This window comes from Shewanella sp. 3_MG-2023, assembly GCF_030548765.1.
Taxonomy (GTDB): Bacteria; Pseudomonadota; Gammaproteobacteria; order Enterobacterales; family Shewanellaceae; genus Shewanella.
The window spans coordinates 16,102-39,821 of record NZ_JAUOSH010000005.1 but is presented as its reverse complement, the minus strand read 5'-3'; the positions used below and the strand labels follow the sequence as shown (position 1 = coordinate 39,821).

Here is a 23,720-nt window from a genome sequence, read left to right as displayed (position 1 = left end):
TCATTAAATCAAACTGTTCAACTGGTCCATTTCAATAACCAGCTATCACCTTTGTATTAGCTTATTCGTGTTATTTCGGATTCATGCCAAGCACTCACTGTCAATATAATTGACAGATGGTTGCTAAACTAAGTCATTGAATAGCCTTGCTATAATAATATTACTATCAAAATAACCTCACAGACGTTGAGTTTGTCATTGCTGATTTAATACAGAATGCCAAACTGTACTCAATTACCTATACGGGTAAATGATTAATTTTATGAGGAATTCATATGTGTGTGCCATCTCAAGCAATAGAGCAAAAAGTGTTGATACTGTCTTCAGTATTTGCGCTGATGTTTGCTGTAGGCGGCTTGGCGGTTGGGCTGATATTGGGTTCCTTAGTCATAGCCTTTGATGGTTTGTACTCGTTAATTAGTTTGCTGTTAACTATTTTGTCACTGCTCGCTGCTAAGCTTATCCATTCCCCGAAAGATAAGCGTTTTCCCAATGGTAAGGCGATGTTTGAACCTATTGTTATTGCGATCAAAGGTTTAGTGATTATGAGTCTAGTGATTTATTCACTGTTTGGGGCAATCGATAGTTTAATACAAGGTGTCAAGCCGTTAGACATTGGTGTCGCGAGTGTTTTCGGGCTGGTAAATACCCTTGGTTGTGGTTTTGCTTGGTGGAAAATAACCCAAATGAGCCGCGAGTCGCACTCAGGGTTAATTGAAGCAGAAACTAAGCAGTGGCAGATGGATACTTTGCTCAGCATGGCTATTACGCTGGGGTTTGTTATCGCATGGGGCTTAACGCAAACTTCGCTGGCTCAATATGCAGGTTATGCCGATCCACTCATGATGATATTAATTTCAGCTTACTTTTTGAAAGTTCCTTTTTCTATGGTGAGTCAAGCGGTCAAAGAGTTATTGCAAATGGCACCACAACAAGAACTGATTGCAGAAGTATCCAAAGGCATGAAAGAAGTTGATAGCCAAGAAACCCTGCATTTAGGCAGTGTCGTCAAAGTGGGAAATGAGCTTAGAATTGATATCAATGTCGTACCTAGTGAAGAGTCAATTATAAAGACCGGTGATATCAAAGTATTTCAGCAAAATCTCAAGCAAAAGTTATCAGCGCTGCCATACAAGTTAGAGCTTAAAATGAATATTGCCATTTAACCATTTAGCCATCAAGCTATTGCTAGTCACTACAATAACCATATTCGATTATTGGTACCATTTGAGTCTTAACGAAGACTCACTTATCCGCCGCAACAACCACTAACTTGCTCATTACGCTTCATTTAGCGAGACAAACTTGATGCTAAATACGGCCTTTCAATAATGGCTTTTTTGCGCTATCTAGGTGCAGCTTGCACTACTTACAACCATTTTCAAAAAATCTAATTAGATTAGGGTGTTGATTTATAAGTATTTATCAACCTTGGTATGAAGTTGGCTTATTAGCAGTCAACTACATAACTATAGGGAATGCACTATGTCATATATCGAGCCAAAGGAGTTTGCTACCAAGATGGTAGATGCTGGGGAGCAAAAAATCTTCATGTCGACACGAGATACATTAGTTAGGGCATTTATGGCTGGCGCGATACTGGGACTTGCCGCTTTTTTTGCCATTACCGTTATCGTGAAAACAGGTAGCTTGTTAGTCGGATCATTATTATTCCCGGTTGGGTTTATTATGTTGTATCTGATGAAGTTTGATTTGCTGACAGGTGTATTTACCTTAGTGCCTTTAGCTGTCCTTAACAAGCGACCGGGATGTACCTGGGAGCAACTTTTTAGGAATTGGGGGTTAGTGTTTGTGGGGAATTTTGCCGGCGCGTTAACCGTGGCATTTTTTGCATCCTATATCCTGACTTATGGTTACAACACTGACGGTGGAGTATTAGCGGCTAAAGTGAGCTCAATTGGTGAGTCACGTACGTTAGGGTATCAAGAGCATGGCGTGGCAGGCTGGTTTACTATTTTTATTCGCGGCATGTTGTGTAACTGGATGGTGTCTATGGGAGTGGTAGGCGCTATGATCTCAACCTCAGTGAGCGGCAAAATGGCTGCAATGTGGATGCCTGTGATGCTGTTCTTCTTTATGGGTTTTGAGCATTCAATCGTTAATATGTTCCTATTTCCATTTTCAATGATCATGGGCGGTGACTTTACTGTTAGCGACTACCTATTGTGGAATGAAATCCCAACGGCATTAGGTAATTTAGTCGGCGGCTTTTTACTCGTGGGCTTACCTTTGTACTTAACCCATGTTAAGACAAGCCCTGAGCGTAAAACTGCTGCTGAAAAAGAAAGCTTAGCTTTATAAGCAGTGCTAAGGCCTATCCTTGTCTCGATTGGGCTTTGTTATGGCGATTCAAGTGATACCTGCTTACTTAATGGTAAGCCGTTGATGGTTTTATCGGTAAATACTATTAGCTTGAACACTATTAACCTAAATAAAATAGCTTGAACAAAAAATGCCCGCAGCTGCGGGCATTTTTATGGTTTCAAACCTGCTAATTATTAGTCTTCAGCATCACCAAGGGACAATAACGTCGCGTTACCGCCAATGGCAGTAATATTGTTGGTGCGGGTTTTTTCAGTAATAAAACGAGTAAGGTAGTGTGGTCCGCCTGCTTTGGGGCCAGTACCTGATAAACCTTGACCGCCAAAAGGCTGTACACCCACTACTGCGCCAATTTGGTTACGATTAATATAGACGTTACCCACATCAACCTTGTCTGCAAGATTTAACGCATGGCCTTCATTGCGGCTATGAATTCCTAAAGTAAGACCAAAGCCGGTGCTGTTTATCTCGTCAATAACCGCGGCTAAATTAGCGGCTTTATAACGAATAACGTGCAAAATTGGCCCGAAATGTTCTTTCTCAAGCACTTTAATTGAATCAATTTCTACCGCTGTTGGCGACACAAAGTGGCCATTATCAGTGCCTGCGGGTAAGTCGATTTTCTTAATTAACTTACCAACTTGCGAGATATGATCAATATGGGCATTTAGGTTCGCTTTTGCAGTGGCATCAATCACAGGGCCAACGTCAGTTTGAACAAAGCTTGGGTTACCAATACTGAGTTCTTCCATTGCGCCTTGCATTACATCTAACACGCGATCGGCAATATCTTCTTGTAAGAACAGCACTCGCAATGCCGAGCAGCGCTGGCCTGCACTGGTAAACGACGATGAAACCACATCTGCAACCACTTGTTCTGCTTGTGAGGTCGAGTCAACTATCATCGCATTTTGACCGCCAGTTTCAGCGATGAGCGGAATGATAGCACCTTCACGATTAGCTAATGTGCGGTTAATCAATTTAGCAGTGCCGGTTGAACCAGTAAAGCACACACCGCCAATACGTTCATCAGCGGTGATCGCTGCGCCAACAGTAGCGCCAGTGCCTGGTAAGAACTGCAGTACATCGACAGGAATGCCTGCTTCATGAGCTAATTGCACTGCGCGGTAACCTACTAATGAAGTTTGCTCAGCGGGTTTGGCAATCACGGTATTACCAGCAGCTAGCGCCGCAGTAACTTGGCCCAAGAAAATCGCTAATGGGAAGTTCCAAGGGCTAATACAAACAAAGATGCCGCGGCCTTGAATGAATAGTTCATTTAATTCACCCGTCGGCCCAGGAAGCAAAGTTGGCGCCGCCATCATTTTCTTGGCTTGAATAGCATAGTAGCGACAAAAATCTACTGCTTCACGGACTTCATCAATGCCATCTTGTAAGCTTTTACCTGCTTCACGAGTACAAAGGGCAATCAGCTCTTCGCGGTTCTCTTCAAGTAAGTCAGCCAGTTTTTGCAGTGCAGATGCACGCTGCTCAACGGGGGTATGACTCCAACGATGAAAAGCGCCATGGGCAGAACTTAATGCAGCTTCAATTGCCTGATTATTGGCAAAAGCTACTTGTCCCACCGTTTTAGTGGTGTCAAATGGGCTGAGTACATTTTTGGTTTCGCCGCTTAAGGTCTCGCCATTGACTAATGGCCCAGCAGTCCATTGGGTATCGTTAAATTGGTCAACGCCGGCAAAAAATGGCGCAGACTCAGAAATGATGTTCATGTTTAATCCTTTAGAGTTTTTACGTTCTATACCAAAAATATCTTCCGGCAGAACAATTTTATTATTAGCTAAAGTTTTATAAGCTTTTAAAGTGGTTAATGGATGCACCACTAAGCTTTCGATAGGGGTTTTCGGGTCCACTAATTTGTGAACAAACGAGGTGTTAGCGCCGTTTTCTAATAGGCGCCTTACCAGATAAGGCAGTAGATCTTTATGGGCACCAATAGGCGCGTAGATACGCACGGATTTTGCGCCACTTTCAGCCAGCATAGTGTCGTAGAGCTCTTCACCCATGCCATGTAGGCGCTGGAACTCATAGTGACGATTCGCGCCCATCGCACTGATACTGGCAACTGTTTGGGCATTATGGGTGGCAAATTGCGGGTATATGGCGCCTGTAGTGGCGTCAGAGAGTAAATAACGAGCACAGGCTAAATATGATACGTCCGTGCCGGCTTTGCGAGTGTAAAGTGGGTAGCCACCGTCGCCAGCTTGCTGAGCCCATTTTAACTCACTGTCCCAATAAGCGCCTTTTACTAGTCTCACTGGAATTTCATCGCCTTGCTCGCGGGATAACTTAGTTAACCAACATAATACCGGCAGGGCACGTTTTGAGTAGGCTTGAACCACAATCCCCAGTAAGCCCCAACCTTGAGTTTCGTTGGCGTTATATAGCTTCTGGAATAACTTGAGTGATAATTCAAGGCGATCCATTTCTTCGGCATCGATTGAAATACCGATGTTGAGCTCGCGCGCTTGCACGATGAGTTTAATGACAGTGTCATATAATTCACTGAGTACACGTGATTCATTGGCGACTTCATAGCGTGGATGCAGCGCCGATAATTTGATTGAGATTGTGGGGCGAGGAGCGCTTGATAGATCGTATTCTTGTGCGCCTAATTCAGCAATCGCATGGCTATATTCAGTGTAATACTTATGTGCATCTTTAGCGGTTAACGCGGCTTCACCGAGCATATCATAGCTGTGGGTGTAACCTTGCTGGCGCTTAGCAACACTGTTTTTAAGGGCCTCTTTAACCGTTTGTCCCAACACAAACTGTTTACCCATAATCTTCATCGCGGCATTCATTGCTTGACGAATAACAGGCTCACCAACACGATTAACTAAACGGTTTAGCAAGTTACTAGGTTTGCCGTCGATGTTTTTATCTAACTTAACGATTTTACCTGTGAGCATTAAGCCCCAAGTGGATGCGTTAACTAACACTGAATCACTTTTACTTAAGTGCGCATCCCACTTAGCGCCAGAGAGCTTATCTTCGATTAAGGCATCTGCAGTAGCGGCATCAGGGATACGCAATAATGCTTCAGCAAGACACATCAAGATAATGCCTTCTTGAGTTTCTAAGCTGTATTGCTGCAAGAAAGCATCAATGCCAATCATTAGGCCTTTCTTTTCAAATTGGCGCACTTTCAAGACCAGTTGATGGGCTTTATCAGTGATTTGCTTAATTTCAGTATCAGACGATGGCACTAATTTAATAAGCTCAGATAAATACAGTTCTTCATCAACGATGTAATTATTAGTTATGGCTGAGAATAGCTCATCTAAGCTAGCATTATTGTAATGACCGTTTAGGACTTCACTGGCATTGAACATAATTTTCATTCCGTCTTGAGCTGTTTACTAACTTTGTAAACAAGATGTTTATTATGATGTTTTTTATTTTGTATACAATGTACGAAATCGAGGCGAGTATACGATTAAAATGTGATGTTGAGCAAGATTTAGTGTCAGTTGTGATGATGAAATATAGCCTAGGTGTTTTTTATACCTCTTGCAGGCAAAATAACGACTTTTTTGAGGGGGTAAATGTTGTGCTTTTGTTGCCAGCGTAAGCTCAAAAAGCAGAAACAAAAAAGCCAATGCAATGGCATTGGCTTTTCAGGTAAGATAAGTCGCGTAATTGAGCTAGGACTACATCCAGCGGCTGTTCTTCTTACGTTGTGGTCTTGGTAGATAGACTAGGAAAATACCGATTAAGGCGCCTAATCCAGCAATTAATGCGCCTTGTTGCCACATTCTTGATTGAGCATTATCTTGAATCGCATTCAATTCTTTAATCGCATGGTCGCGCTGTTGAGATGCGCTAGCAAGCTCTGATTCTAGAGATAAAATCTGTTGGTTAGCTGCTGTTAGCTGTTGGGTTACAGACTCAGAGCTTTGATCTAGCTGCGCTAAAGTTTGCTTGGCTTTAGCGAGTTCTGCTTCAACAATTGGCAAACGGTTTCTAAGGCCGGTGCCTTTTTTAACTAACTCAGAAATCACCCAACCTTCACGGTTTTTATGATCACGAATTTTACTGTAATCGTTTTGGCTTTCGTTTAATAAGGTAACTGATTGGCCTGCTTCGATGGTGCCTAAAATACGGTATTGAGTCCCTGGACCACTATGCATGTAAATATCGACATCATCGGTAATGAAATGCGTCGCTTGTTGCGCCATTAAGCCATTTGAGAGCAGTAGTAATACTACCATTGTGAACATTCTTAACACGTTATTTTTCCATACCATTAGAACTACCCGTCATGCTATTTATTTAGCGACTTGATTGCAAGGAAGAACGCAAAAGTCTTATTCAAATAAGCGATATTACTGATTAATCTAATGGGATTATGCGTAAAACGTTATGCTTTGGCTAAATGAAGCGAATAATTAGCCCGCTGATTAACGAAAGTTTGCTATTTGAAACAAAAAAGCCGGACATTAATATGACCGGCTTTTGCGTGGTTAGCTTAATAACTGACGAGTTATTAGCTAAATATCCCTTTGATGGTGAAGAAGAACAGGATAGATAATGCCGCACCCGCAGGTAAGGTAACAACCCAAGAAACAACGATGTTACGTACTACACCGATATTAATTGCGGCAATACCACGAGCCATACCCACACCTAATACCGCACCAACTAGTGTTTGAGTTGTCGAGATAGGTAAACCGGTACCTGATGCAATAACAACTGTTGATGCTGCAGCAAGTTCAGCAGCAAAACCACGGCTTGGGGTTAAGTGAGTGATGTTTTTACCAATGGTTTGCATTACACGCTTACCAAAGATAGCTAGACCCATCACAATACCAACCGCACCTAATGGTAAAATCCACCAAGCTAAAGCCGCTTTAGAGCCAATTTCACCGCCGCTGTTAACAACTGAAACTACAGCTGCTAATGGGCCAATGGCGTTAGCAACGTCATTTGAACCGTGAGCAAATGCCATACAACAAGCGGTAACTACCATTAAGATAGCAAATACTTTTTCTACATTTGCATATTCAGTTTGGCGATTAACGTCGGTGCTCATGTTTAAGCGGCCGATCATAATCTTACCAAAGATACCAATAACAACGGCAACAATAGCGGCTAAGCCATAGGCTTCAGCAGTTGAGAAGTGCAATCCAACATGCTTCAAACCTTTAGTAATAGTCACAAGTGACATCACAAAGCCTGCAAAAGCCATGTAGAAAGGTACATAACGCTTAGCGTTGGCTAACGGATCATCAGTGTTAAAAATGAGTTTTTGAACACTTTGGAAGATCATAAAGGCGATGAAACCGGATATCGCAGGAGTCACAACCCAAGAGCCGACAATGCCAACAACCTTGCCCCATTCAACAGAATCTACGCTAACACCTACTGCAGCAAAGCCAACAATAGCGCCAATAATAGAGTGAGTCGTAGATACAGGCCAACCTAGCGCTGAGGCTAGGATCAGCCAAATACCTGCAGCAAGTAGAGAACCTATCATGCCGTAAACCAGTAATTCAGGTGAATCGACGAAATAACTCGCGTCAATAATCCCTTTACGAATTGTGCTGGTCACTTCGCCACCCGCAAGGTATGCACCTGCGAATTCGAAGATCATTGCAATGATAATAGCTTGTTTAATAGTGATAGCATTAGAACCCACAGAGGTTCCCATAGCATTAGCGACATCGTTTGCGCCAATACCCCATGCCATCAAAAATCCAAATACAGCCGCAATACCAATAAGCATTGGGCCATTGGTGACTAATACATCAACCATGTTGTTTCCTTGATAACCTTTTTAGTTATGAACTGCGAGCTAACATTAGCTCTAGGCGAGAGCCTACACGCTCGGCTAAATCTGCCAAGCCTCCAACCCATTCGATAATCTTGTACATAAACATGACATCGATAGGATTCAAATCTGCTTCCAAGCTTAGTAGTAAGCGACGTACTTGGATTTGCAAATCATCTGAATCAGCTTCAATACGATCTAATTCATTGATCATTTTGGCGACTAATTCGACTTCACGTCCTCTAAAACCTGTTTCGAGAAGGTCATCGAGTTCGTTAATTGCTTGCTTAGCAAGAGAGACAGCATCTAAACAACGTTTGAGGTAAGCTTTAAACGGTGCTTGCACTTGTTGAGGGAAAACTAATTGGCGACCAATAATACGGCCGGAGATGTCTTTTGCCTTGTTAGCGATTTTGTCTTGTTGAGTTAATAACTCAAGCAAGTCAGTACGCTCTACTGGCATAAACAACCCACTAGGAAGGGTAAGGCGGATCTCACGCTTTAGCGTATCTGCCTCATTTTCAAGTAAGCTTATTTGCTTACGGACTTTGACCGCTTCATCCCAGTCACCTGAGGTCGTTGCGTCAAAGAATGGTACAAGTAGTACTGCACATTCATGAACTTTGTCGATATGCTGTTCTAAGGGCTTAAGGGGTGATTTTGCAAACACTCCTAAAATAGAGTTTACTGGCATTGCGGTTAACCTATTTAATGATTCCAATTTTGGAAAAGCGGGCGCATGTTACCTTAAGCGTCCACATAATGAAACTGTGTTTTTAATTTAATCTACAGTTGATATTAGTCAGTATATAGAACTGAGTAACGCTATCCTAAGGGATTTTTATTACACTAATGTGACATTATGAACTAATTATGACGCATTAATGAAGATTTAATGACAAGGTGAAAAAGAAGTCAATGGACTCTGAGATAGAACTTAAGCTGTTTATACAGCCACAATACCATGATTTATTGGTAAAATTACTGAATGAATTGGACGGCGCTACCCCTCAAGAAACTTGTCAGTTATCAAACAAATACTTTGATACACCTCAATTACAATTAAGACAACATTTGATGGGGCTTAGGGTACGCCAAACTGAAAAGTATACCGAGCAAACCATTAAAACTGCGGGCAAAGTTATTGGCGGTATTCACTCTCGGCCCGAATATAATGTGGCTATTGAGCAAGATTTCCCCGAACTGGCATTATTTCCTGACACCATTTGGCCGCAAGAAATGCTGGTTAGTGAGCTGCAAGCTGAAATCAGCTGTATTTTTGAAACTAATTTTTGCCGTCAATCATGGCATGTTTATATTGGCGATAGTTTAGTTGAGATTGCATTTGATACCGGTAATGTCCTGGCTAACGGCAAAGCCGATCCCATTTGTGAAGTGGAGTTTGAACTGTTAGCTGGTGACACGTCAGCGCTATTGCAGTTGGCTATTGACGTTGCTCGTCATGTTCCGGTGAGATTAGGTAAAGCGAGTAAAGCCCAGCGCGGCTATTTACTTTCAGGTCACTCACAAGCGCAATCATTAAAGAGCATCGATTATATTCGCTTACCCAGCGATAAAAGTTTATCAAAAACCTTGGAAGTATTATTAGAGTCGGGCATCGAACGCTGGCAGATCATTGAATCAATCTTGCTTGATAGTGATGAAATTTCTCAGCAAGCACAATTATGGATGCAACTGCGGGCTTGTATTCGATTGTTGCGACTGACTCTAAGCCAATTTGGATTATTGAATTCACAAGTGCTCAGTTACTTCGACACGTTAGAGCAACAACTACAATTTATTGAGCCGCTGCAAAGCCTCAGTTTAATTATTGATGAGCGTCAAAACTTATTCGGTAAATCCATTAATAAAGCGCCGCTAAAGGCATTAGCTAAAGCCAGTGCGGCTAAGCTTGTTGCTGATAATAATCTCGAGGCTTTTTGGCTTAAACCTGAATACGGTCAATTACAGCTTGAATTAGTGGATTTATTATTAAAAACTGCCAATGGTTCCCACCGCTTAGTGGATTATCCTGAATTGGGTGTGTTTGCTAATCGTTTACAACAAGATTCATGGCAGCGGATTGTAGATGTAATGCCAATGAGCGCGGCAATGGATAGCCTTGATTATCAAAAAGTGGCCCATTGCTTAGATGAAAGTATCTTGGTGGGGTTTGCTTATGGTGAATTGTATCAAGCAGAAGACCGCGAAGCATTCAGAGCGCCTTGGCAAGATTTAGCCTTAGGTATTCAAACCTTAGGTTGTTATCAATTGTTGGCTAAACTGACTGCAGAGACCGACGTGGATATTGGCCGTTGGCTTGAAGATAAAGAGGCTAGTTTGCTGTTTGCCATGGAGCATTCTCGTAAAAGTGCCTTAAAAAACCAGCCATACTGGTAAGCTAAACATTTAAACATAAGGCCTATCAGTTGATAGGCCTTATTTTTTTATAGATGAAATACTCCGAATGTGGTGAGTGCTGGTTAATTCTTGTCTATAAGCTGCTGTTTTAAAATGGCTATTTCATCAAGCATTTGACGCTGGTTTTTTTCCATTTGTTGCTGGTTTTGCTCCATACGCTCCAATGCTTGCTCTAATGCAGATTTGATATCCTGTTTATTAGTTTCTTCACGCTCTTCACGTTCATTGCTGTCTGGCGCGACAAAAACCGATGCCATGTAACCAGAAATCACCCCAAAAAAACTCACGCCACTAATAATTACAATCGCGCCAATGATATGGCCAATTGTGCTAACTGGATAAAAATCACCATAACCCACGGTTGATATGGTCACTAATGCCCACCAAATGGCTTGCTCGGCAGTTTGAATGTTGGCGCCTTCAACCCCAGTTTCAACTAATAAAATTAGCACGGAAGCTGCACCCAAAATAAACACCATTGCCACTAATAACCCGGCTAAGGTGGTTTGTTTGCTTTGTCTTAATAGCGGAATGATTAGTGTGCGTGTGGCACGAATTAATCTGATCACCCGTAATATTTGGAAAACACGGGCGATACGCAGTGCTTCAATTGCAGGGATGCTGGCAACAAAATCAATCCAGTGATGTTTTAAATAAAACTTCTTACTTGGGGCTTTAAAAAGTTCATAAAAAAAGCGCGACATAAACAAGAGGCAGATACTGGTATCAATAAACAATAATACCCGTCTGGTTTCAGGATCTATTTTGCTGAAAGTCAGCATAATCACAATAAAGACTGAAAAAAGCGATAACACCATCATCGCCAGTTCGAAAGGGCTGGGACCATTTAAGGTTTTTAATGACCAGCGTTTTTTATCTATCATCGATACAAATCCGTTTTGCAAAAGCAGTGCAGTGATGCTACCAATCATGGGGTATGGCGTAAACCTTAATTGCAGCCAAAAAAAACACGCCTTAAACAAGGCGTGTTTTTTAAAATCCAAACATCAGCTATTCGTCTACAAATTGCACTAAATCATCTAAAACGCGCTTTTTAATTTCAAGTTGTGCATCTGAATTTAACCCGTATCGCTGGGCTAGTAAGACGTAATCATCTTGGCTTAACGATACGGTTAATCTGGGCCTTTTTGGGCGCTTAGTGACGCTTAAACCAAGTATTGAGCGAATTTGATCTGAAGGGCTGACCCCTGCATCAAGGGCGGCTTTTCGGATCTGGTACTGAAACTTTTCATCTAAATCAAACGCGACTTGGGTTGCCTTGGCCGCTTGCTGATTTTTTATCCAGGTTTCTGGTAACGATTTACCTTTACTCATGGTTGGTTTAACTCCCTAAAACCGCTTTAACTTAGCTTGCCGGCCAAAACTCGCGAATATCCGTTAATGGACGATATAGCGTCAACATGACTTCAGTATCACCACCTTCATAAACTTCGATATCCACAGCGTGGCTTTCATCACTATCAACTAATGAGTAGCTTTCAAAGCCATCACCTCGTTGTTGGTTATTCTCATCTTGTGGTGGCTTTTGGCCACGGTAATCTTGACGATGGAAATAACCAAAAGTGGCAAATTCAACTTGATGATAAGCATCACTTAACCAGCGTGCGTATTCACTGTCTAATTCATTTGAAAGCGGTAGTGTTTTGAGCTCAGCATTACCGGGCTCTTCAAATAACTGTGAGAATTCATCGAGATCAAAAATTTGCTCAACGATAGAGCGATTTACTTTGACAGAGAAACTTAAGTAAGCTTCATCTTCTTCAATGTAAGACATGAAAATAGCGGTGCCACTGTGACCGCGAAGTAACCACTCACATTGTTGTGAACGTTCATATTCATAAGTATGAATCGCTTCAACTTTAAGTTGCTGCCCACGTAGTTGCTCAGGTAAGGCAAAACTATCATCAAGGGAGATCATATCTCCCTTGAGTAGCTTGTTCACATGGTCAAGCTGACGTTTAGGGGCTTCTTTCTTGCCAAATAGGCCACGCAGAAATCCCATAGTCAATTAACCTTTTTTCGCTTTAAGACGCTCTAAAACAGCATTAGCACTAGACTTTTGCTCACCAATTCCTGCTTCTGCTAGCTTAGCGTGTAAAGACTTGTCGCTATTCTCTTCAGCTAAGGTTTCTGATGCTTGTAGGCGATCATCAAACTGTTGCTGGCGAGCTTTAATACGCTCTAGTGAATCTTTTGCATTCATTAACTTTGAGTTACTTGATGCAAATGAATCAGTAATAGTCGCGGTGGCTTTTTGTACGCTTTCAGTGGTTTTAACCATGCTTAGCTGACGTTGATAATCAGTTAATTGACGCTCGGTTTTCTTCACTAATTCTTTTAAGCGTAAAGCATGTGCAGAATAGCTGCTGTTCGCTGTTTCGTGTTCTGCTAGCTCTTGATCTAACTGAGCGATTTTTTCAGCAACTTCAATTGCTAACGCTTCGTTATCTTTTTCAAGTGCTTGAGTTGCATAACCTTCGTGCTCAGTGATGCTGCGTTTCAGGCGATCGATTTCACGGCTTGCTTGCATTTCTTTCGCCATAACGTCAGTTAACTCACGTTTTGCTTTAGTTAAATGCTTTTCTGCGTCACGAATTTCTTGTTCAAAAATACGAGTAGAGTTTGCATCAACAATAGTTTGGCCGACTTCATTTGCGCCGCCACGAAATGCCGTTAAAATTTTATTTAAAATGCCCATGATATGGCTCCTTACTTCAAAAATTCGACAAGTTCGTCGATGACTTCTAAACAGTTATCAGACAATACTGATAATTCCTGCTCGATCTCTTCCATGCTTGAGGTGACTGATAACGCCCCGTAAACCACATATTTATCATCAATTTTTGCAAAAGATGACAAAGGCATTGGAATGTTTAGTTCAAGCATAGTTTCAAACATTTGGGTACGAGTTTCAGTTTTTACTTCGCTCTCATCCCATAAATAACTGATACATAAGATTTGATTGTCAGTTACCGATACAAATACCGGTAATTCTTCACGGCCAGCAACGTTGACTTGTAATACTTCAACATCACCATCAATTGGAAAACAATCAAACTTCAAACCGGTATGGCTAAGGTCGCCAAGTTCTGTCAAATGGTTAGCAATCTTATGGATATTCATATTCGTCCTTATTGACATATTATGTCTTAGGTTTCAAAGATAGCACTTAGACATATTATGTCAAGACTATTTTTGAGTTGGTTAAAAAAGATTCATCCCTTGGTTGTCAGACCAAGATGCTAAGTGGTAATGGTATAGCTGTAATGAGCCAATTCTATTCACTTTGATAGTGTCAGCATCATTATAAAATGTGCCAGGAAACTCAAATGCGCCATGTATAAGCCCAGGAGTCAGCCATTGCTCATTAATGGGCAACGTCTCGTTATGGGCTAGACGTTGCTTGGCATTTTGTCCTGATAAGGTGGCGATAGACCAGCCCCATTCACCAAAGCTTGGCACGTTATGATGGTATTGCTCGACCGAAAACCCTGCCGATTCAATGGTTTTCCCTACAGAAATAAAGGCATTTTGGGCATGATAAGGCGAAGTCGATTGTACCGTCATTGCCCCATCAGCGCTCAATAGCTCGACCAGTTTTCGATAAAATAAATCAGAATAAAGCTTATTTAAATCAGGGTGACTCGGATCTGGCAAATCCACAATAATGGCATCAAATTTTTGATTGTCAGCAATCAGTTTATCAATGCCATTAAAGGCGTCATCATAAATAAGCTTAACGCGAGGATCATTTAGTGCATCGCCATTAAGGGCTAACATGGCATTGCTAACACGCTCTGGCATGTTCTCATGGGGCTCTCTAAACAAGTCGACGAGCTGTTCATCTAAATCCATTAAGGTGACCGATTTTGGATCCCATTTGAAAACTTGCTTAAGCCCTAAGCCATCTCCGCCGCCAATAATTAGCACATTATCCTGCCTTGCACTGGCTGCAAGTGTCGGGTGAACTAAAAAGCTGTGGTAGATGTGTTCATCAATACTGGAGAACTGTAATCGACCATTAATGTATAACGAATACACTGGCACTTGACCTTTGCCCCGCAGCCGCTCAGTAAAGGTTAACTGTTGAAAACGGGTGGCTTCTGAATACACCACTTTGTCTTTATACAGTAGATTATTGAAGTTTTGCTCCCAACTGGGGCCGTGCAGTGCCAGTAGCACTAATACTCCTGTGGCGATAAAATGTCCTGCGAGGATCAGTTTAGCCCAGCGGATTTGCTGCCAAAAGCGCCAAATAAACACAAAGCCTGCTAACAAGTTAACACTGGCGGTGAGCGCTGCTGCGAGCTGAATATCTAACGACAGCATGAACAGTACCCAAATAGCCGCGCCAGCACCCGCACCGACATAATCAGCGCCATAAATGGTGCCGGCATTGTGCAGCAAGTGCTCTTCAGATAAGGATTGACGTACGCGGGCAATCAGCGGGATCTCCATGCCGATCATCAAACCTAGAATAACCCCCCAGATATAGGGTAAATATTCACTAAGATTTTGTAATACGCCAATAAAACCGCCGTCAGGTAAATGATCTGGTGGCAGGCCTAAGGTGTTGGCAATAATTAACGGTAATTGCTGGCCAAATCCAATCACGGCGGCGGTAATTAAAATCGCTAATGATCCACAAAATGCCACAATAAGTTCAAGCATCGCAAAGCCGGTGAAGGCACAGCGAATTTTACGAGCGGCAAAGGCGCCAATGCCCATAGACACAATCATAATGCCTATCATGGTGTAAATAGCAGCTTCTAAGGCGCCGAGAATGCGGCCTGCATAGTGGGAAAGTAGGTATTCGTAAATAAGACCACAGCCTGCCAGTAAGGCCATAATGCCCAACAATAGGGCATCATCAAACCAAGCAAGGCTGCGTTTATTCGCTGGAGGCAAGGTGCCTGTTTGAGAAGGGCTATTTTGCTTGTCGCAGCCCTCCTGGCTCTGTTCAAGCAAAGTATTATTCATCTATTTATGCCATTAACGCCGCTAAAATGAGTGCAACAGCAACACTAATTGCTAGTTCAACTGCAGCCACACCGACGTTGTGTTGTTTCTCAACTTCGTCAGTTAGGTTGATTTGAGCTAAAACTAGCTTTTTAACCACAGCAAGTAATAGCGACAACACTACCAGCATGATTATCGAGAAGGTTAACCAGCCGACGATATTCATTAAGTAAGCAGTTGGATCATAGATAATAAAGTGACTGGCCGCTTTAAAGGTAAATGCCATGGCAATCATGTAACCACTGTGACGAATCGCAACGGCTATTTGGCCTTGCTCTAGTGCTTTTTGCATCGAGGCATCTTGATTACGTTTAGCGTATTGGTGCTCACGAAAGCGAGTTAATAACACTAACATTAATTGCGAGATTAAGAAGGCGGTAAAGATAGCAATGAAAGTATCTAAGGTAATATCTTCTGCCCACATTAATACCGATCGAATGATAATTGCTGTGGCAACAGCAGCGGCGGCATCAACGATGGCAACCGACATATTACCATTGATAATTTGTTTGTTTTTGTCGATCTCATTTAAGGCAATTTTGTCGTGTAGTACTCGACCAAACTTGATTAAAAGTAAGCCAAATAAGCCGTAAGCTGTCATGCCAATGGCTTCAACAATATACGAATCAGCAGCTTCACCTGTAATCGCCCCTGAAAGTACAATCCCTAATGCCAGAACGGCACCCGCAGTACTAACCCCAAAAGCAAAGTTATCACGCTCTGCGAGTTCAGCGCGGCTGTTTACTCTCACGCTCCAGCCTTGTAAGTAGCGCATTAGCGCCAGTAAGATCACCGCGATGGTCAGATCAATCGCTAAAATTATCGCTAAATCTAGGGTGAGTCCGAAGTCATTTAAAAATGTCATGGTTAGTCCTTATTTGCCTCGGCGTACACCGCGTGTGGTGCGGCTAGTTGAATTACGGAAACTGCTGTCTTTGGAATAATTTGAACGGAACTTACTTGTGCTACGTGCTGTTTTGGTTCCGGCAGTACTGGCTTTAGGTGTTGCAGTACTTTGTCTTGATAAGCTGGTTGAGCCTGTACGTGATTTCGCATACGGGCTATTAAATTGCTTACCTTGAGAATTAAAGGTTTTCTTGGTGTTCTCAAATGTACGATTTTGCGCGCTCGCCTGTTTAGGAGACGTATAACGGTAGCGACCGACATCATTGTAGTAGCTGTAACCACGATTGTTTGACCAGCGGTCATAGCGTACAGGATTCATGATGTTAGAGAACATCGAATACATGCCATACCAGGCCCAAAATGACATACCGCTTGAGTTAGTTTGCCAGCCACCATAAGCGGGGTTACCCACTAGCTGGCTTCCTGCGCCAAAATCTTCGCTACCGTTGGCCATTGCTGCGGCTTCACGGCTGATGGCGTTAACCCTTGCCAGTTGTCCACCTGATAAATCAGCCACCACATTAACGGGATCGGAAAGCATGTCATTAAACAAACTTGAATCAGCTGCTTGATAAATATTTTGCGCTTCTTCGAGCTGCTGATCTAAATCAACGAAGTTGGCAGAATCGGCCAGTTCACTGGCTCTGCGTTTTAGTGATTGGTACATAGGGCCACTTGAGGTCGCATCACGCGCCAGTTCATCAAGTAGCGGCACCAGATCAGGCTTACTGTTTTTAAGTAAGCTGGTATATTGTGTCAGTAAGGTGGCATTACGAAGCTCACCTGCGTTTAGCATTGAATCGAGTTGAGTCAATCGCTGCTGTGACAGCTGCTGATATTGCGTAATTTTTTCAGGTCTGTCATCACCACAACCTGATAATGTTATGCACAAGATCAGCGCTGAAAATACTGCAAGGACACGAGGAAGCATGCCAGCCATGTGTTCTCCAAATAGTATAAAATACATATATAAATATAGTATCAAGTCGCATAATTATATGCTTAAAACTGACTAAATATTTACATGGTTCGGTATTACTGTTGTAAAGGATATAGTAGTCTTAATCGAAGGTACAATATCGACTAGCTATTTATGCGATCGTTGATTTTATTGTATAACACACCTTGACATAATATGTCGAATTGAAATGTGTAAGTCTTAGTAATTTGCCAAAGGGATCGGATAAACATGCACAACCAAAGTAACAACGTCTTGTCTGCAGAGCTTAATGAAATTGCAGCACGTTACTGGTTAAGGCTTTGTGAAACATGGCCTGAAATCACTGAAAAACTAACCCAGTCACAACAAGCTGAATTAAAGTTAGTGTTAGGTTTGAGTGATTATATTGCCGAGCAATTGTGCCGTAATCCCCAGTGGATTGAATTGCTATTCGATGGTCAGTTAACTCAGCTCGATAGACAGTCTTTTACTGGTGAATTACACACTAATTTAGCCTCATCAAGCTCAGAAGAGCAGGTTAAAAAACAGCTACGTCAATTTCGAAACTTCCAAATGGTACGTATCGCTTGGCGAGACTTTTTAAATTATTGCGATGTTGAAGAATCACTACTGGATTTATCTAGCTTAGCCGAAGTGCTGGTAATTGGTGCTCGCGATTGGCTCTACACCGATATGTGTCAGCAAATCGGCACCCCAACAGATGAAGAGGGCAATCCACAGCCGTTACTTATTCTCGGTATGGGTAAGCTTGGTGGTCGAGAACTGAACTTTTCCTCTGATATCGATTTGATTTTTACCTTTCCTGAACATGGTGAAACCATCGGTGGTCGCCGCGCTCAAGCTAACCAGCAATTTTTTATCAAAATGGGTCAACGACTGATCAGTCTATTAGATCAAATTACTGTTGATGGCTTTGTGTTTCGGGTCGACATGCGCCTGCGCCCATACGGTGAAAGTGGCCCGTTAGTGGTCAGTTTCAGTGGTCTTGAAGATTACTATCAAGAGCAAGGTCGTGATTGGGAACGTTACGCCATGGTTAAGGCGCGAGTACTCGGGCCTTGGACGCAATATAGTGATGACTTACATGACTTATTAAGGCCTTTTATTTATCGTCGCTATATCGATTTTTCAGCCATTGATTCGCTACGAAAAATGAAACGACTTATTGCACAAGAAGTTAGACGCAGACAGCTCACAGGCAATATAAAACTGGGAGCCGGCGGGATCCGCGAAGTTGAATTCGTGGTGCAAAGTTTTCAGCTCATACGTGGCGGACGAGAACCTGCACTGCGACAACAAAGTTTGTTTGGCGCAATTGATACCTTATATAAGCTAGGTCAGTTAGAGTACTTGGCCGTTGATGAGCTAAAACACAGCTACATTTTACTGCGCCGAGTTGAAAACCTACTTCAAGCTCTTGATGATAAGCAAACCCAAACATTGCCCGATAATGCCACTGATTGGCAGCGACTATGCTATGCCATGGGCGAGAGCGATGAGCACAGCTTGCGGGAAAAAATTGCCAATGCCATGGGCAACATTCATCGCCACTTTAAAGATACTGTCGGTGGCGAAGATGAACAGGACTCAAGCGAGCATTGGACTTGCCAGTTATGGCAAATTCATGATCAGGAAAATGCCTTAGCGTTACTTGAAGAGCATGATGTTGAAGATGATAGTTTATGGCCAAGCTTAGATGACTGGCGCAGCAATGTATTAAAACGCTCAATAGGCCCCAGGGGACGTGAAACTCTTGAAAAATTAATGCCTAAATTGTTGGATGAATTATTAGAGCAACCAGTCCCGAGCGTGGCATTAAAAGCGGTATCAGGGGTGTTAGATAAAATTTTAACCCGTACCACTTATCTTGAATTATTGTGTGAGAACCCCGGCGCCCGTCAGCAGCTCATTAGCCTTTGTTGTGCTAGCCCCTGGATTGCCGAAGAGTTAGCGAATTTTCCGATGTTACTGGATGAACTCATCGATCCGTCTCAGCTTTACGATACCACCCCGCTGGATGACTACCCAAGTGAGTTAAGGCAGTACCTATTGCGCGTTCCAGAAGATGACATGGAACAACAGATGGAAGCGTTGCGCCAGTTTAAGCTGTCACAACAGTTAAAAATTGCCGCCGCTGATATTACTGGCGTGCTACCTGTGATGGAGGTGAGCGATCACTTAAGCTACCTTGCAGAAGCCATCATTGAGCAAGTGGTATTACAAGCCTGGCATCAAATTTCCTCAAGGCACGGCATACCTGCAGGTACAAGCTCTGAGAAAATGGGCTTTGCTATTATTGGTTATGGAAAATTAGGTGGCATTGAGCTGGGATATGGCTCTGACTTAGATCTGGTTTTTTTACATAACCATCAAGGCGCAGGCGCTACAGATGGTAAAAGACCGATTGATAATGGCCATTTTTATTTAAAACTTGCGCAGCGCATTGTGCATTTATTTGCTACCCGAACCACTTCTGGAGAGCTCTATGAAGTGGATATGCGCTTAAGACCTTCTGGCGCTTCAGGCTTATTGGTTAGCGAGATTGAACAGTATCGCGAATACCAGCGAGATGAGGCCTGGACATGGGAGCATCAAGCTTTGGTGCGCTCACGTTTTGTTTATGGCGATCATCGCTTAGCGGCACGTTTTAGTGAAATTCGCACAGAGGTGCTATCGCATCAGCGCCAGCTTCCTGAACTTGCGAAACAAGTTCGCGATATGCGCATTAAAATGCGCCAGCATTTATTGAAAGCATCAAACGGTAAGTTCGATTTAAAACAGAGTGCGGGTGGCATTGCCGATATTGAGTTTATGGCCCAGTATTTAGTGTTAGCCTACGCTAACAAAAATAAAGAGTTGTCCATATGGTCTGATAATGTGCGCATTTTTCAGCTATTAGCCGAGCTTGAGATTTTACCTGTGATGACTGCTCAATACCTGACTCAAACCTACTGTTGGCTACGGGATGAAAGTCATCGCCTGACTCTTCAGCGCGCTAAAGGCGAAATCGATGCAGATAAAGCCAATAACAAGGTCAGCGAAATTATTAATATTTATCAGCACATTTTAGGTGAAGAGCTATAACGTCTTGTCTAAAACCGTAGATTTTTGGTTTTGTTAGGATAACGGTGCGGGAAAATAGTGACCTGCACCGTTTTATATAAATTAAAAGCGGTGCAGCACGGCATTCACACACTGATTCAATTTGATACACCATCTTCATATAAAATTTGTCTTTCTCAGGACTAACTCACAGTCTTGTTACTGCATTATTTTACACTGATTGTTTTGAGCCACCTTAAGCGCGCATTCGTATTGATTGCTTTGTCTATTAGGTGTTTAGTGAACAGGTTTTCTTTGTAAGGATGTAGTGATGAAAAATGCCATTGATATATATGAAGCGCTAAAAGTATTTAATAAGATAACCGACATGGGGCAAAAGCTGGCCGCTGCAGATGGCGACAACTCTAGCTATGAACTATGTGGCTTAAATGCGCAAACAGGCTTTGATGGCTACACAATTATTCTTAGTGACGGCCGAACCTCTTTAACGATTTATTTCCATAATAAATATCAATTTGATTACCCAGATAATGCTGCGTTTGATAATTTTATGACGCGTTTTGCTGAGGTGATGAAGTACTCAGTATAAACAGCACTATGTCATCAAAAAAATTTTGCGCTTTAGTTGCGCTTTGCTGCACGCTAAAGCTTACCTAAGTGCAATTAATGTTATTTTCTGTAGTTAATTCTCAAAGCTGTTAACTCGCACCATTTAACAGCTAGCGTTACAAATTAGCAGTGAGCTAATTATATACATTTAAATTTTTAAGCTTGTGCAAAGGCGTAAGAGAGTTGACCTCGGCTCGATATCTTGGTTTTTTTGAAAATATTCTGGATATGCATTTTCACTGTGTTAACAGAGATCTCTAAATTAGCTGCTATTTCATCATTAGTTAACCCTTGGCAAACTAAGGTTAACACTCGCTGTTCTTTTTTGGTGGTTAACGACAGTAACTCTATCTGACGTTGGGTATTAGGTTGGCGTTTCTTAGATTGGATATAACGTGACATGGCATCATTACTGAAATAAAGCTTATTATTATTGACACTTTTAAGGGCTTCAATAATTTCGACTTCAGAAGCATTCAATGTGAGTGCGCCATGAAAGCCGTTGGATATCAATAAGGTTTCGCATTCTATATTAAGATTAGGACAAAAAACTAAATGCTTACCTGTAGTAAGAATATCAGCTGAAATTAAATAAGCTTGTTGATGAGGGTCTTCTAAATAGTGAATAAGAAATTTTGGCCTTTTATCGGCAGCTTTACAGGCAAAGTTTAGTGAGTCATAGAAGGCGGTTTCAATATTGAGTAATCCTGAGATTTTAGATACTTGCAGGGCCTGTGGTTCTGGAAGTTGTTTAAAAATCACATCTGAAAAAATCATTTCGGCTACATCCCTGTTATTTGGGCTACTATTGAAAATCCGTTCAATAGCAAATTTATATATTAAAGACAGGCTCTTTTACTAATAGCCGATACATTAAACTATTAAGTTTTACTTTTAAAGCGAAAAGCTCGGAATTGACCTGCAACTTGTGTAAAAGAAATGTTATTTGTTGTTTTAATAAAGTTGGTTTAGTATATGTCAAAATTAATAATAAAGGAAACTGATTGGTATGAATAACAAAGGAAATGGGGTTACTTTTATTGGCCCTGATACTTCATTGGATGGAGATATGACTGTACAGGGACCTGCTTTGGTTGCCGGTAAAGTTAAAGGTGTTATTCGTTCAACAGACCAAGTTAAAATTGAAGTTGGTGGCGAAATTGACGGTGAGCTTTTTTGTCAAGAATTAAGAGTTTGTGGTGAATTTAAAGGTAAATTACATTGCAACAGTTTAGTGATTGTAAGCTCTGGTGTAGTTGAAGGTGATGTATCTAGCCATAAAATGGAAATTTATGATGGTGGTCAATTTTTAGGTGCCAGAACCAAGGGCCCTGAAGAAGGCGTATTACCCCAAGCAACTGTTGAAGATAAGCCAGAAGCACAAGTCACAGAAGCCTATGCTTTCCCAAAGACTGAAGCGCCTGTTGCAGAGGCGCCGATAGCTCAAGCTGCAAATAAGGGACATTTTAACAATCTTAAGCCAGAGCCTGTAGTAAAAACTACCGTAGCGGTTCAGGTGAAAACAGATGTTAATAAAGCCGAACCTAAGAAAGTCGATGTTAAGGCTGAACCTGCACCTGCCACAACTCAGATTAAACCACAGACTCTTGCAGAAATTAATTCACAGACCAGTGGTAGTAGCGCTGCAACTGCAAATTCTCGAGTAGAGCCTCAAGTAAATACAGATGCTCATAATAACCCGAAGCCAGTTGCAGAACCTAAGCCTAAGTCAAAACTTGAGATTAAGCCGCAACCGAATCCTCAAGCTCAACTTGCTGCAGCAGAAGCGGCGAGAAAGGCTCAAGAGAAATCATCAGGTTCAGGTGCTAAGCTATTTGTCGCGGCTATCGCTGTTGCTGCAATTGCTGGCGCGGTTTATAAAAAAGATGAATTGACTCAATTGATTGAATCAAAGTCTGTTACAGCTTCAGTGGTGAAACCGGCAACGACGGTTATTGATATTGAACCACAGCAAATACAGCCAGCAGAAAACCAAATTGAACTTGCTAAGGCAGATGAAGTACTTGAGCCTTCAGTTAGTGTTGCGCTTACCACTGATATTGACGAGTCTGAAATTGTGACTACTGCAAATGATGCGCCTGACTCGGCAATTGAAATGCAAGCAACAGCATCAGCTGAAACAGAAGCAGAACTTGAAGTGACAGAAACTGCTTTAGCTGATGAAACTGAAGACTTGCTTGCCAGTGTGAATGAGGCTGTTGTAGCAGTTGAAGATGAAGTGGTCAGTCAGCCTCAAGTTGATAGCTTAATGGCAGATCTACTCGCTGAAGAGACGACTGATGAGGTTGCAAGTTCAGCAGAAGCAACTGACACGGTTGGCAGCTTATAAATTTTTAAAAGCTAATCTGCAAATAAAAAGGCCTTCATTAGAAGGTCTTTTTATTTATGCTTTCTTTAATGTGTTTATTTTTATATCAGTAACATCCCCCCCCCTTCCGCACAGCTTTTCTTTGTTCATTTTGACACTTTTTTAACTGCGTAATTCTTATTATCAAGTATTCAAATAGTTATAAACGCTTCGCTCTAATGTTGTGCGCGCCAAATTAAAGTTGCACCTTATTA

At 42.0% G+C, this 23,720-nt stretch carries 19 protein-coding genes; 6 read left to right on the top strand and 13 right to left on the bottom strand.

Features of this window, described 5'->3' with window-relative positions:
• The first annotated feature begins 275 nt into the window (after positions 1-275).
• Complete coding sequence (locus Q4591_RS04150; protein ID WP_303459548.1) at positions 276-1,166, top strand: cation diffusion facilitator family transporter; 891 nt, start codon at positions 276-278, stop codon at positions 1,164-1,166.
• Between the two features lie 319 nt (positions 1,167-1,485).
• The gene (locus tag Q4591_RS04145; RefSeq protein ID WP_076540465.1) at positions 1,486-2,322 is read left to right on the top strand and encodes a formate/nitrite transporter family protein; all 837 of its coding nucleotides are present in this window, start codon (positions 1,486-1,488) and stop codon (positions 2,320-2,322) included.
• A 197-nt stretch (positions 2,323-2,519) separates the two neighbouring features.
• Here Q4591_RS04145 and putA read toward each other — a convergent pair whose 3' ends face one another.
• From putA to Q4591_RS04125, 4 genes are all read right to left on the bottom strand, one after another.
• A complete protein-coding gene (gene putA / locus Q4591_RS04140) occupies positions 2,520-5,708 on the bottom strand; it encodes a bifunctional proline dehydrogenase/L-glutamate gamma-semialdehyde dehydrogenase PutA (protein WP_303459544.1) in 3,189 nt (1,062 codons plus the stop codon).
• Positions 5,709-6,017: 309 nt separating this feature from the next.
• Complete coding sequence (locus tag Q4591_RS04135; RefSeq protein ID WP_241903522.1) at positions 6,018-6,587, bottom strand: TIGR04211 family SH3 domain-containing protein; 570 nt, start codon at positions 6,585-6,587, stop codon at positions 6,018-6,020.
• A 266-nt stretch (positions 6,588-6,853) separates the two neighbouring features.
• Positions 6,854-8,122, bottom strand: a complete 1,269-nt coding sequence (locus Q4591_RS04130) for an inorganic phosphate transporter (protein ID WP_102438565.1) — start codon at positions 8,120-8,122, stop codon at positions 6,854-6,856.
• A gap of 25 nt (positions 8,123-8,147) precedes the next feature.
• Positions 8,148-8,831 carry a TIGR00153 family protein gene (locus Q4591_RS04125; protein ID WP_102438563.1) on the bottom strand — a complete coding sequence of 228 codons (684 nt, stop codon included), beginning with the start codon at positions 8,829-8,831 and terminating at the stop codon, positions 8,148-8,150.
• Between the two features lie 224 nt (positions 8,832-9,055).
• Here Q4591_RS04125 and Q4591_RS04120 point away from each other — a divergent pair, with 224 nt between their 5' ends.
• Positions 9,056-10,537, top strand: a complete 1,482-nt coding sequence (locus Q4591_RS04120) for an inorganic triphosphatase (protein WP_102438561.1) — start codon at positions 9,056-9,058, stop codon at positions 10,535-10,537.
• Positions 10,538-10,620: 83 nt separating this feature from the next.
• Here Q4591_RS04120 and Q4591_RS04115 read toward each other — a convergent pair whose 3' ends face one another.
• From Q4591_RS04115 to Q4591_RS04080, 8 genes are all read right to left on the bottom strand, one after another.
• Positions 10,621-11,442 carry an ion transporter gene (locus Q4591_RS04115; RefSeq protein WP_102438590.1) on the bottom strand — a complete coding sequence of 274 codons (822 nt, stop codon included), beginning with the start codon at positions 11,440-11,442 and terminating at the stop codon, positions 10,621-10,623.
• A 127-nt stretch (positions 11,443-11,569) separates the two neighbouring features.
• A complete protein-coding gene (locus Q4591_RS04110; protein ID WP_102438559.1) occupies positions 11,570-11,893 on the bottom strand; it encodes a hypothetical protein in 324 nt (107 codons plus the stop codon).
• 31 nt (positions 11,894-11,924) lie between these two features.
• On the bottom strand, positions 11,925-12,581 hold the full coding sequence (locus Q4591_RS04105) for a hypothetical protein (RefSeq protein ID WP_303459541.1): 657 nt from the start codon (positions 12,579-12,581) through the stop codon (positions 11,925-11,927).
• Positions 12,582-12,587: 6 nt separating this feature from the next.
• Complete coding sequence (locus Q4591_RS04100; protein ID WP_076539734.1) at positions 12,588-13,277, bottom strand: PspA/IM30 family protein; 690 nt, start codon at positions 13,275-13,277, stop codon at positions 12,588-12,590.
• 11 nt (positions 13,278-13,288) lie between these two features.
• Positions 13,289-13,702, bottom strand: coding sequence for a YjfI family protein (locus Q4591_RS04095; RefSeq protein ID WP_076539733.1), 414 nt, complete (start codon positions 13,700-13,702; stop codon positions 13,289-13,291).
• An 81-nt stretch (positions 13,703-13,783) separates the two neighbouring features.
• A complete protein-coding gene (locus tag Q4591_RS04090; RefSeq protein WP_303459538.1) occupies positions 13,784-15,559 on the bottom strand; it encodes a polyamine aminopropyltransferase in 1,776 nt (591 codons plus the stop codon).
• A 4-nt stretch (positions 15,560-15,563) separates the two neighbouring features.
• Positions 15,564-16,463 (bottom strand): DUF350 domain-containing protein, encoded by a 900-nt coding sequence (locus Q4591_RS04085; protein WP_303459535.1) that lies wholly within the window; start codon positions 16,461-16,463, stop codon positions 15,564-15,566.
• Between the two features lie 9 nt (positions 16,464-16,472).
• Entirely contained in the window at positions 16,473-17,444 is a 972-nt protein-coding gene (locus Q4591_RS04080) for a hypothetical protein (RefSeq protein ID WP_303459533.1), read from the bottom strand.
• 249 nt (positions 17,445-17,693) lie between these two features.
• Here Q4591_RS04080 and glnE point away from each other — a divergent pair, with 249 nt between their 5' ends.
• Together glnE and Q4591_RS04070 are read left to right on the top strand one after the other, a co-directional pair.
• The gene (gene glnE / locus Q4591_RS04075) at positions 17,694-20,549 is read left to right on the top strand and encodes a bifunctional [glutamate--ammonia ligase]-adenylyl-L-tyrosine phosphorylase/[glutamate--ammonia-ligase] adenylyltransferase (protein WP_303459528.1); all 2,856 of its coding nucleotides are present in this window, start codon (positions 17,694-17,696) and stop codon (positions 20,547-20,549) included.
• A 289-nt stretch (positions 20,550-20,838) separates the two neighbouring features.
• Positions 20,839-21,117 carry a DUF3081 family protein gene (locus Q4591_RS04070; protein WP_102475324.1) on the top strand — a complete coding sequence of 93 codons (279 nt, stop codon included), beginning with the start codon at positions 20,839-20,841 and terminating at the stop codon, positions 21,115-21,117.
• Between the two features lie 176 nt (positions 21,118-21,293).
• Here Q4591_RS04070 and Q4591_RS04065 read toward each other — a convergent pair whose 3' ends face one another.
• Entirely contained in the window at positions 21,294-21,914 is a 621-nt protein-coding gene (locus tag Q4591_RS04065) for a response regulator transcription factor (protein ID WP_303459523.1), read from the bottom strand.
• 232 nt (positions 21,915-22,146) lie between these two features.
• Here Q4591_RS04065 and Q4591_RS04060 point away from each other — a divergent pair, with 232 nt between their 5' ends.
• A complete protein-coding gene (locus tag Q4591_RS04060; RefSeq protein ID WP_303446626.1) occupies positions 22,147-23,487 on the top strand; it encodes a polymer-forming cytoskeletal protein in 1,341 nt (446 codons plus the stop codon).
• Positions 23,488-23,720: the final 233 nt, after the last annotated feature.

Bases quoted from the DNA above. Each gene is read 5' to 3' on its own strand.
- Q4591_RS04100 (WP_076539734.1), bottom strand. From the start codon at position 13,277: ATGGGCATTTTAAATAAAATTTTAACGGCATTTCGTGGCGGCGCAAAT.
- Q4591_RS04130 (WP_102438565.1), bottom strand. From the start codon at position 8,122: ATGGTTGATGTATTAGTCACCAATGGCCCAATGCTTATTGGTATTGCG.
- Q4591_RS04095 (WP_076539733.1), bottom strand. From the start codon at position 13,702: ATGAATATCCATAAGATTGCTAACCATTTGACAGAACTTGGCGACCTT.
- Q4591_RS04120 (WP_102438561.1), top strand. From the start codon at position 9,056: ATGGACTCTGAGATAGAACTTAAGCTGTTTATACAGCCACAATACCAT.
- Q4591_RS04060 (WP_303446626.1), top strand. From the start codon at position 22,147: ATGAATAACAAAGGAAATGGGGTTACTTTTATTGGCCCTGATACTTCA.
- Q4591_RS04085 (WP_303459535.1), bottom strand. From the start codon at position 16,463: ATGACATTTTTAAATGACTTCGGACTCACCCTAGATTTAGCGATAATT.
- Q4591_RS04125 (WP_102438563.1), bottom strand. From the start codon at position 8,831: ATGCCAGTAAACTCTATTTTAGGAGTGTTTGCAAAATCACCCCTTAAG.
- Q4591_RS04090 (WP_303459538.1), bottom strand. From the start codon at position 15,559: ATGAATAATACTTTGCTTGAACAGAGCCAGGAGGGCTGCGACAAGCAA.
- Q4591_RS04110 (WP_102438559.1), bottom strand. From the start codon at position 11,893: ATGAGTAAAGGTAAATCGTTACCAGAAACCTGGATAAAAAATCAGCAA.
- Q4591_RS04105 (WP_303459541.1), bottom strand. From the start codon at position 12,581: ATGGGATTTCTGCGTGGCCTATTTGGCAAGAAAGAAGCCCCTAAACGT.
- putA (WP_303459544.1), bottom strand. From the start codon at position 5,708: ATGAAAATTATGTTCAATGCCAGTGAAGTCCTAAACGGTCATTACAAT.
- Q4591_RS04115 (WP_102438590.1), bottom strand. From the start codon at position 11,442: ATGATAGATAAAAAACGCTGGTCATTAAAAACCTTAAATGGTCCCAGC.
- glnE (WP_303459528.1), top strand. From the start codon at position 17,694: ATGCACAACCAAAGTAACAACGTCTTGTCTGCAGAGCTTAATGAAATT.
- Q4591_RS04145 (WP_076540465.1), top strand. From the start codon at position 1,486: ATGTCATATATCGAGCCAAAGGAGTTTGCTACCAAGATGGTAGATGCT.
- Q4591_RS04065 (WP_303459523.1), bottom strand. From the start codon at position 21,914: ATGATTTTTTCAGATGTGATTTTTAAACAACTTCCAGAACCACAGGCC.
- Q4591_RS04135 (WP_241903522.1), bottom strand. From the start codon at position 6,587: ATGTTCACAATGGTAGTATTACTACTGCTCTCAAATGGCTTAATGGCG.
- Q4591_RS04150 (WP_303459548.1), top strand. From the start codon at position 276: ATGTGTGTGCCATCTCAAGCAATAGAGCAAAAAGTGTTGATACTGTCT.
- Q4591_RS04080 (WP_303459533.1), bottom strand. From the start codon at position 17,444: ATGGCTGGCATGCTTCCTCGTGTCCTTGCAGTATTTTCAGCGCTGATC.
- Q4591_RS04070 (WP_102475324.1), top strand. From the start codon at position 20,839: ATGAAAAATGCCATTGATATATATGAAGCGCTAAAAGTATTTAATAAG.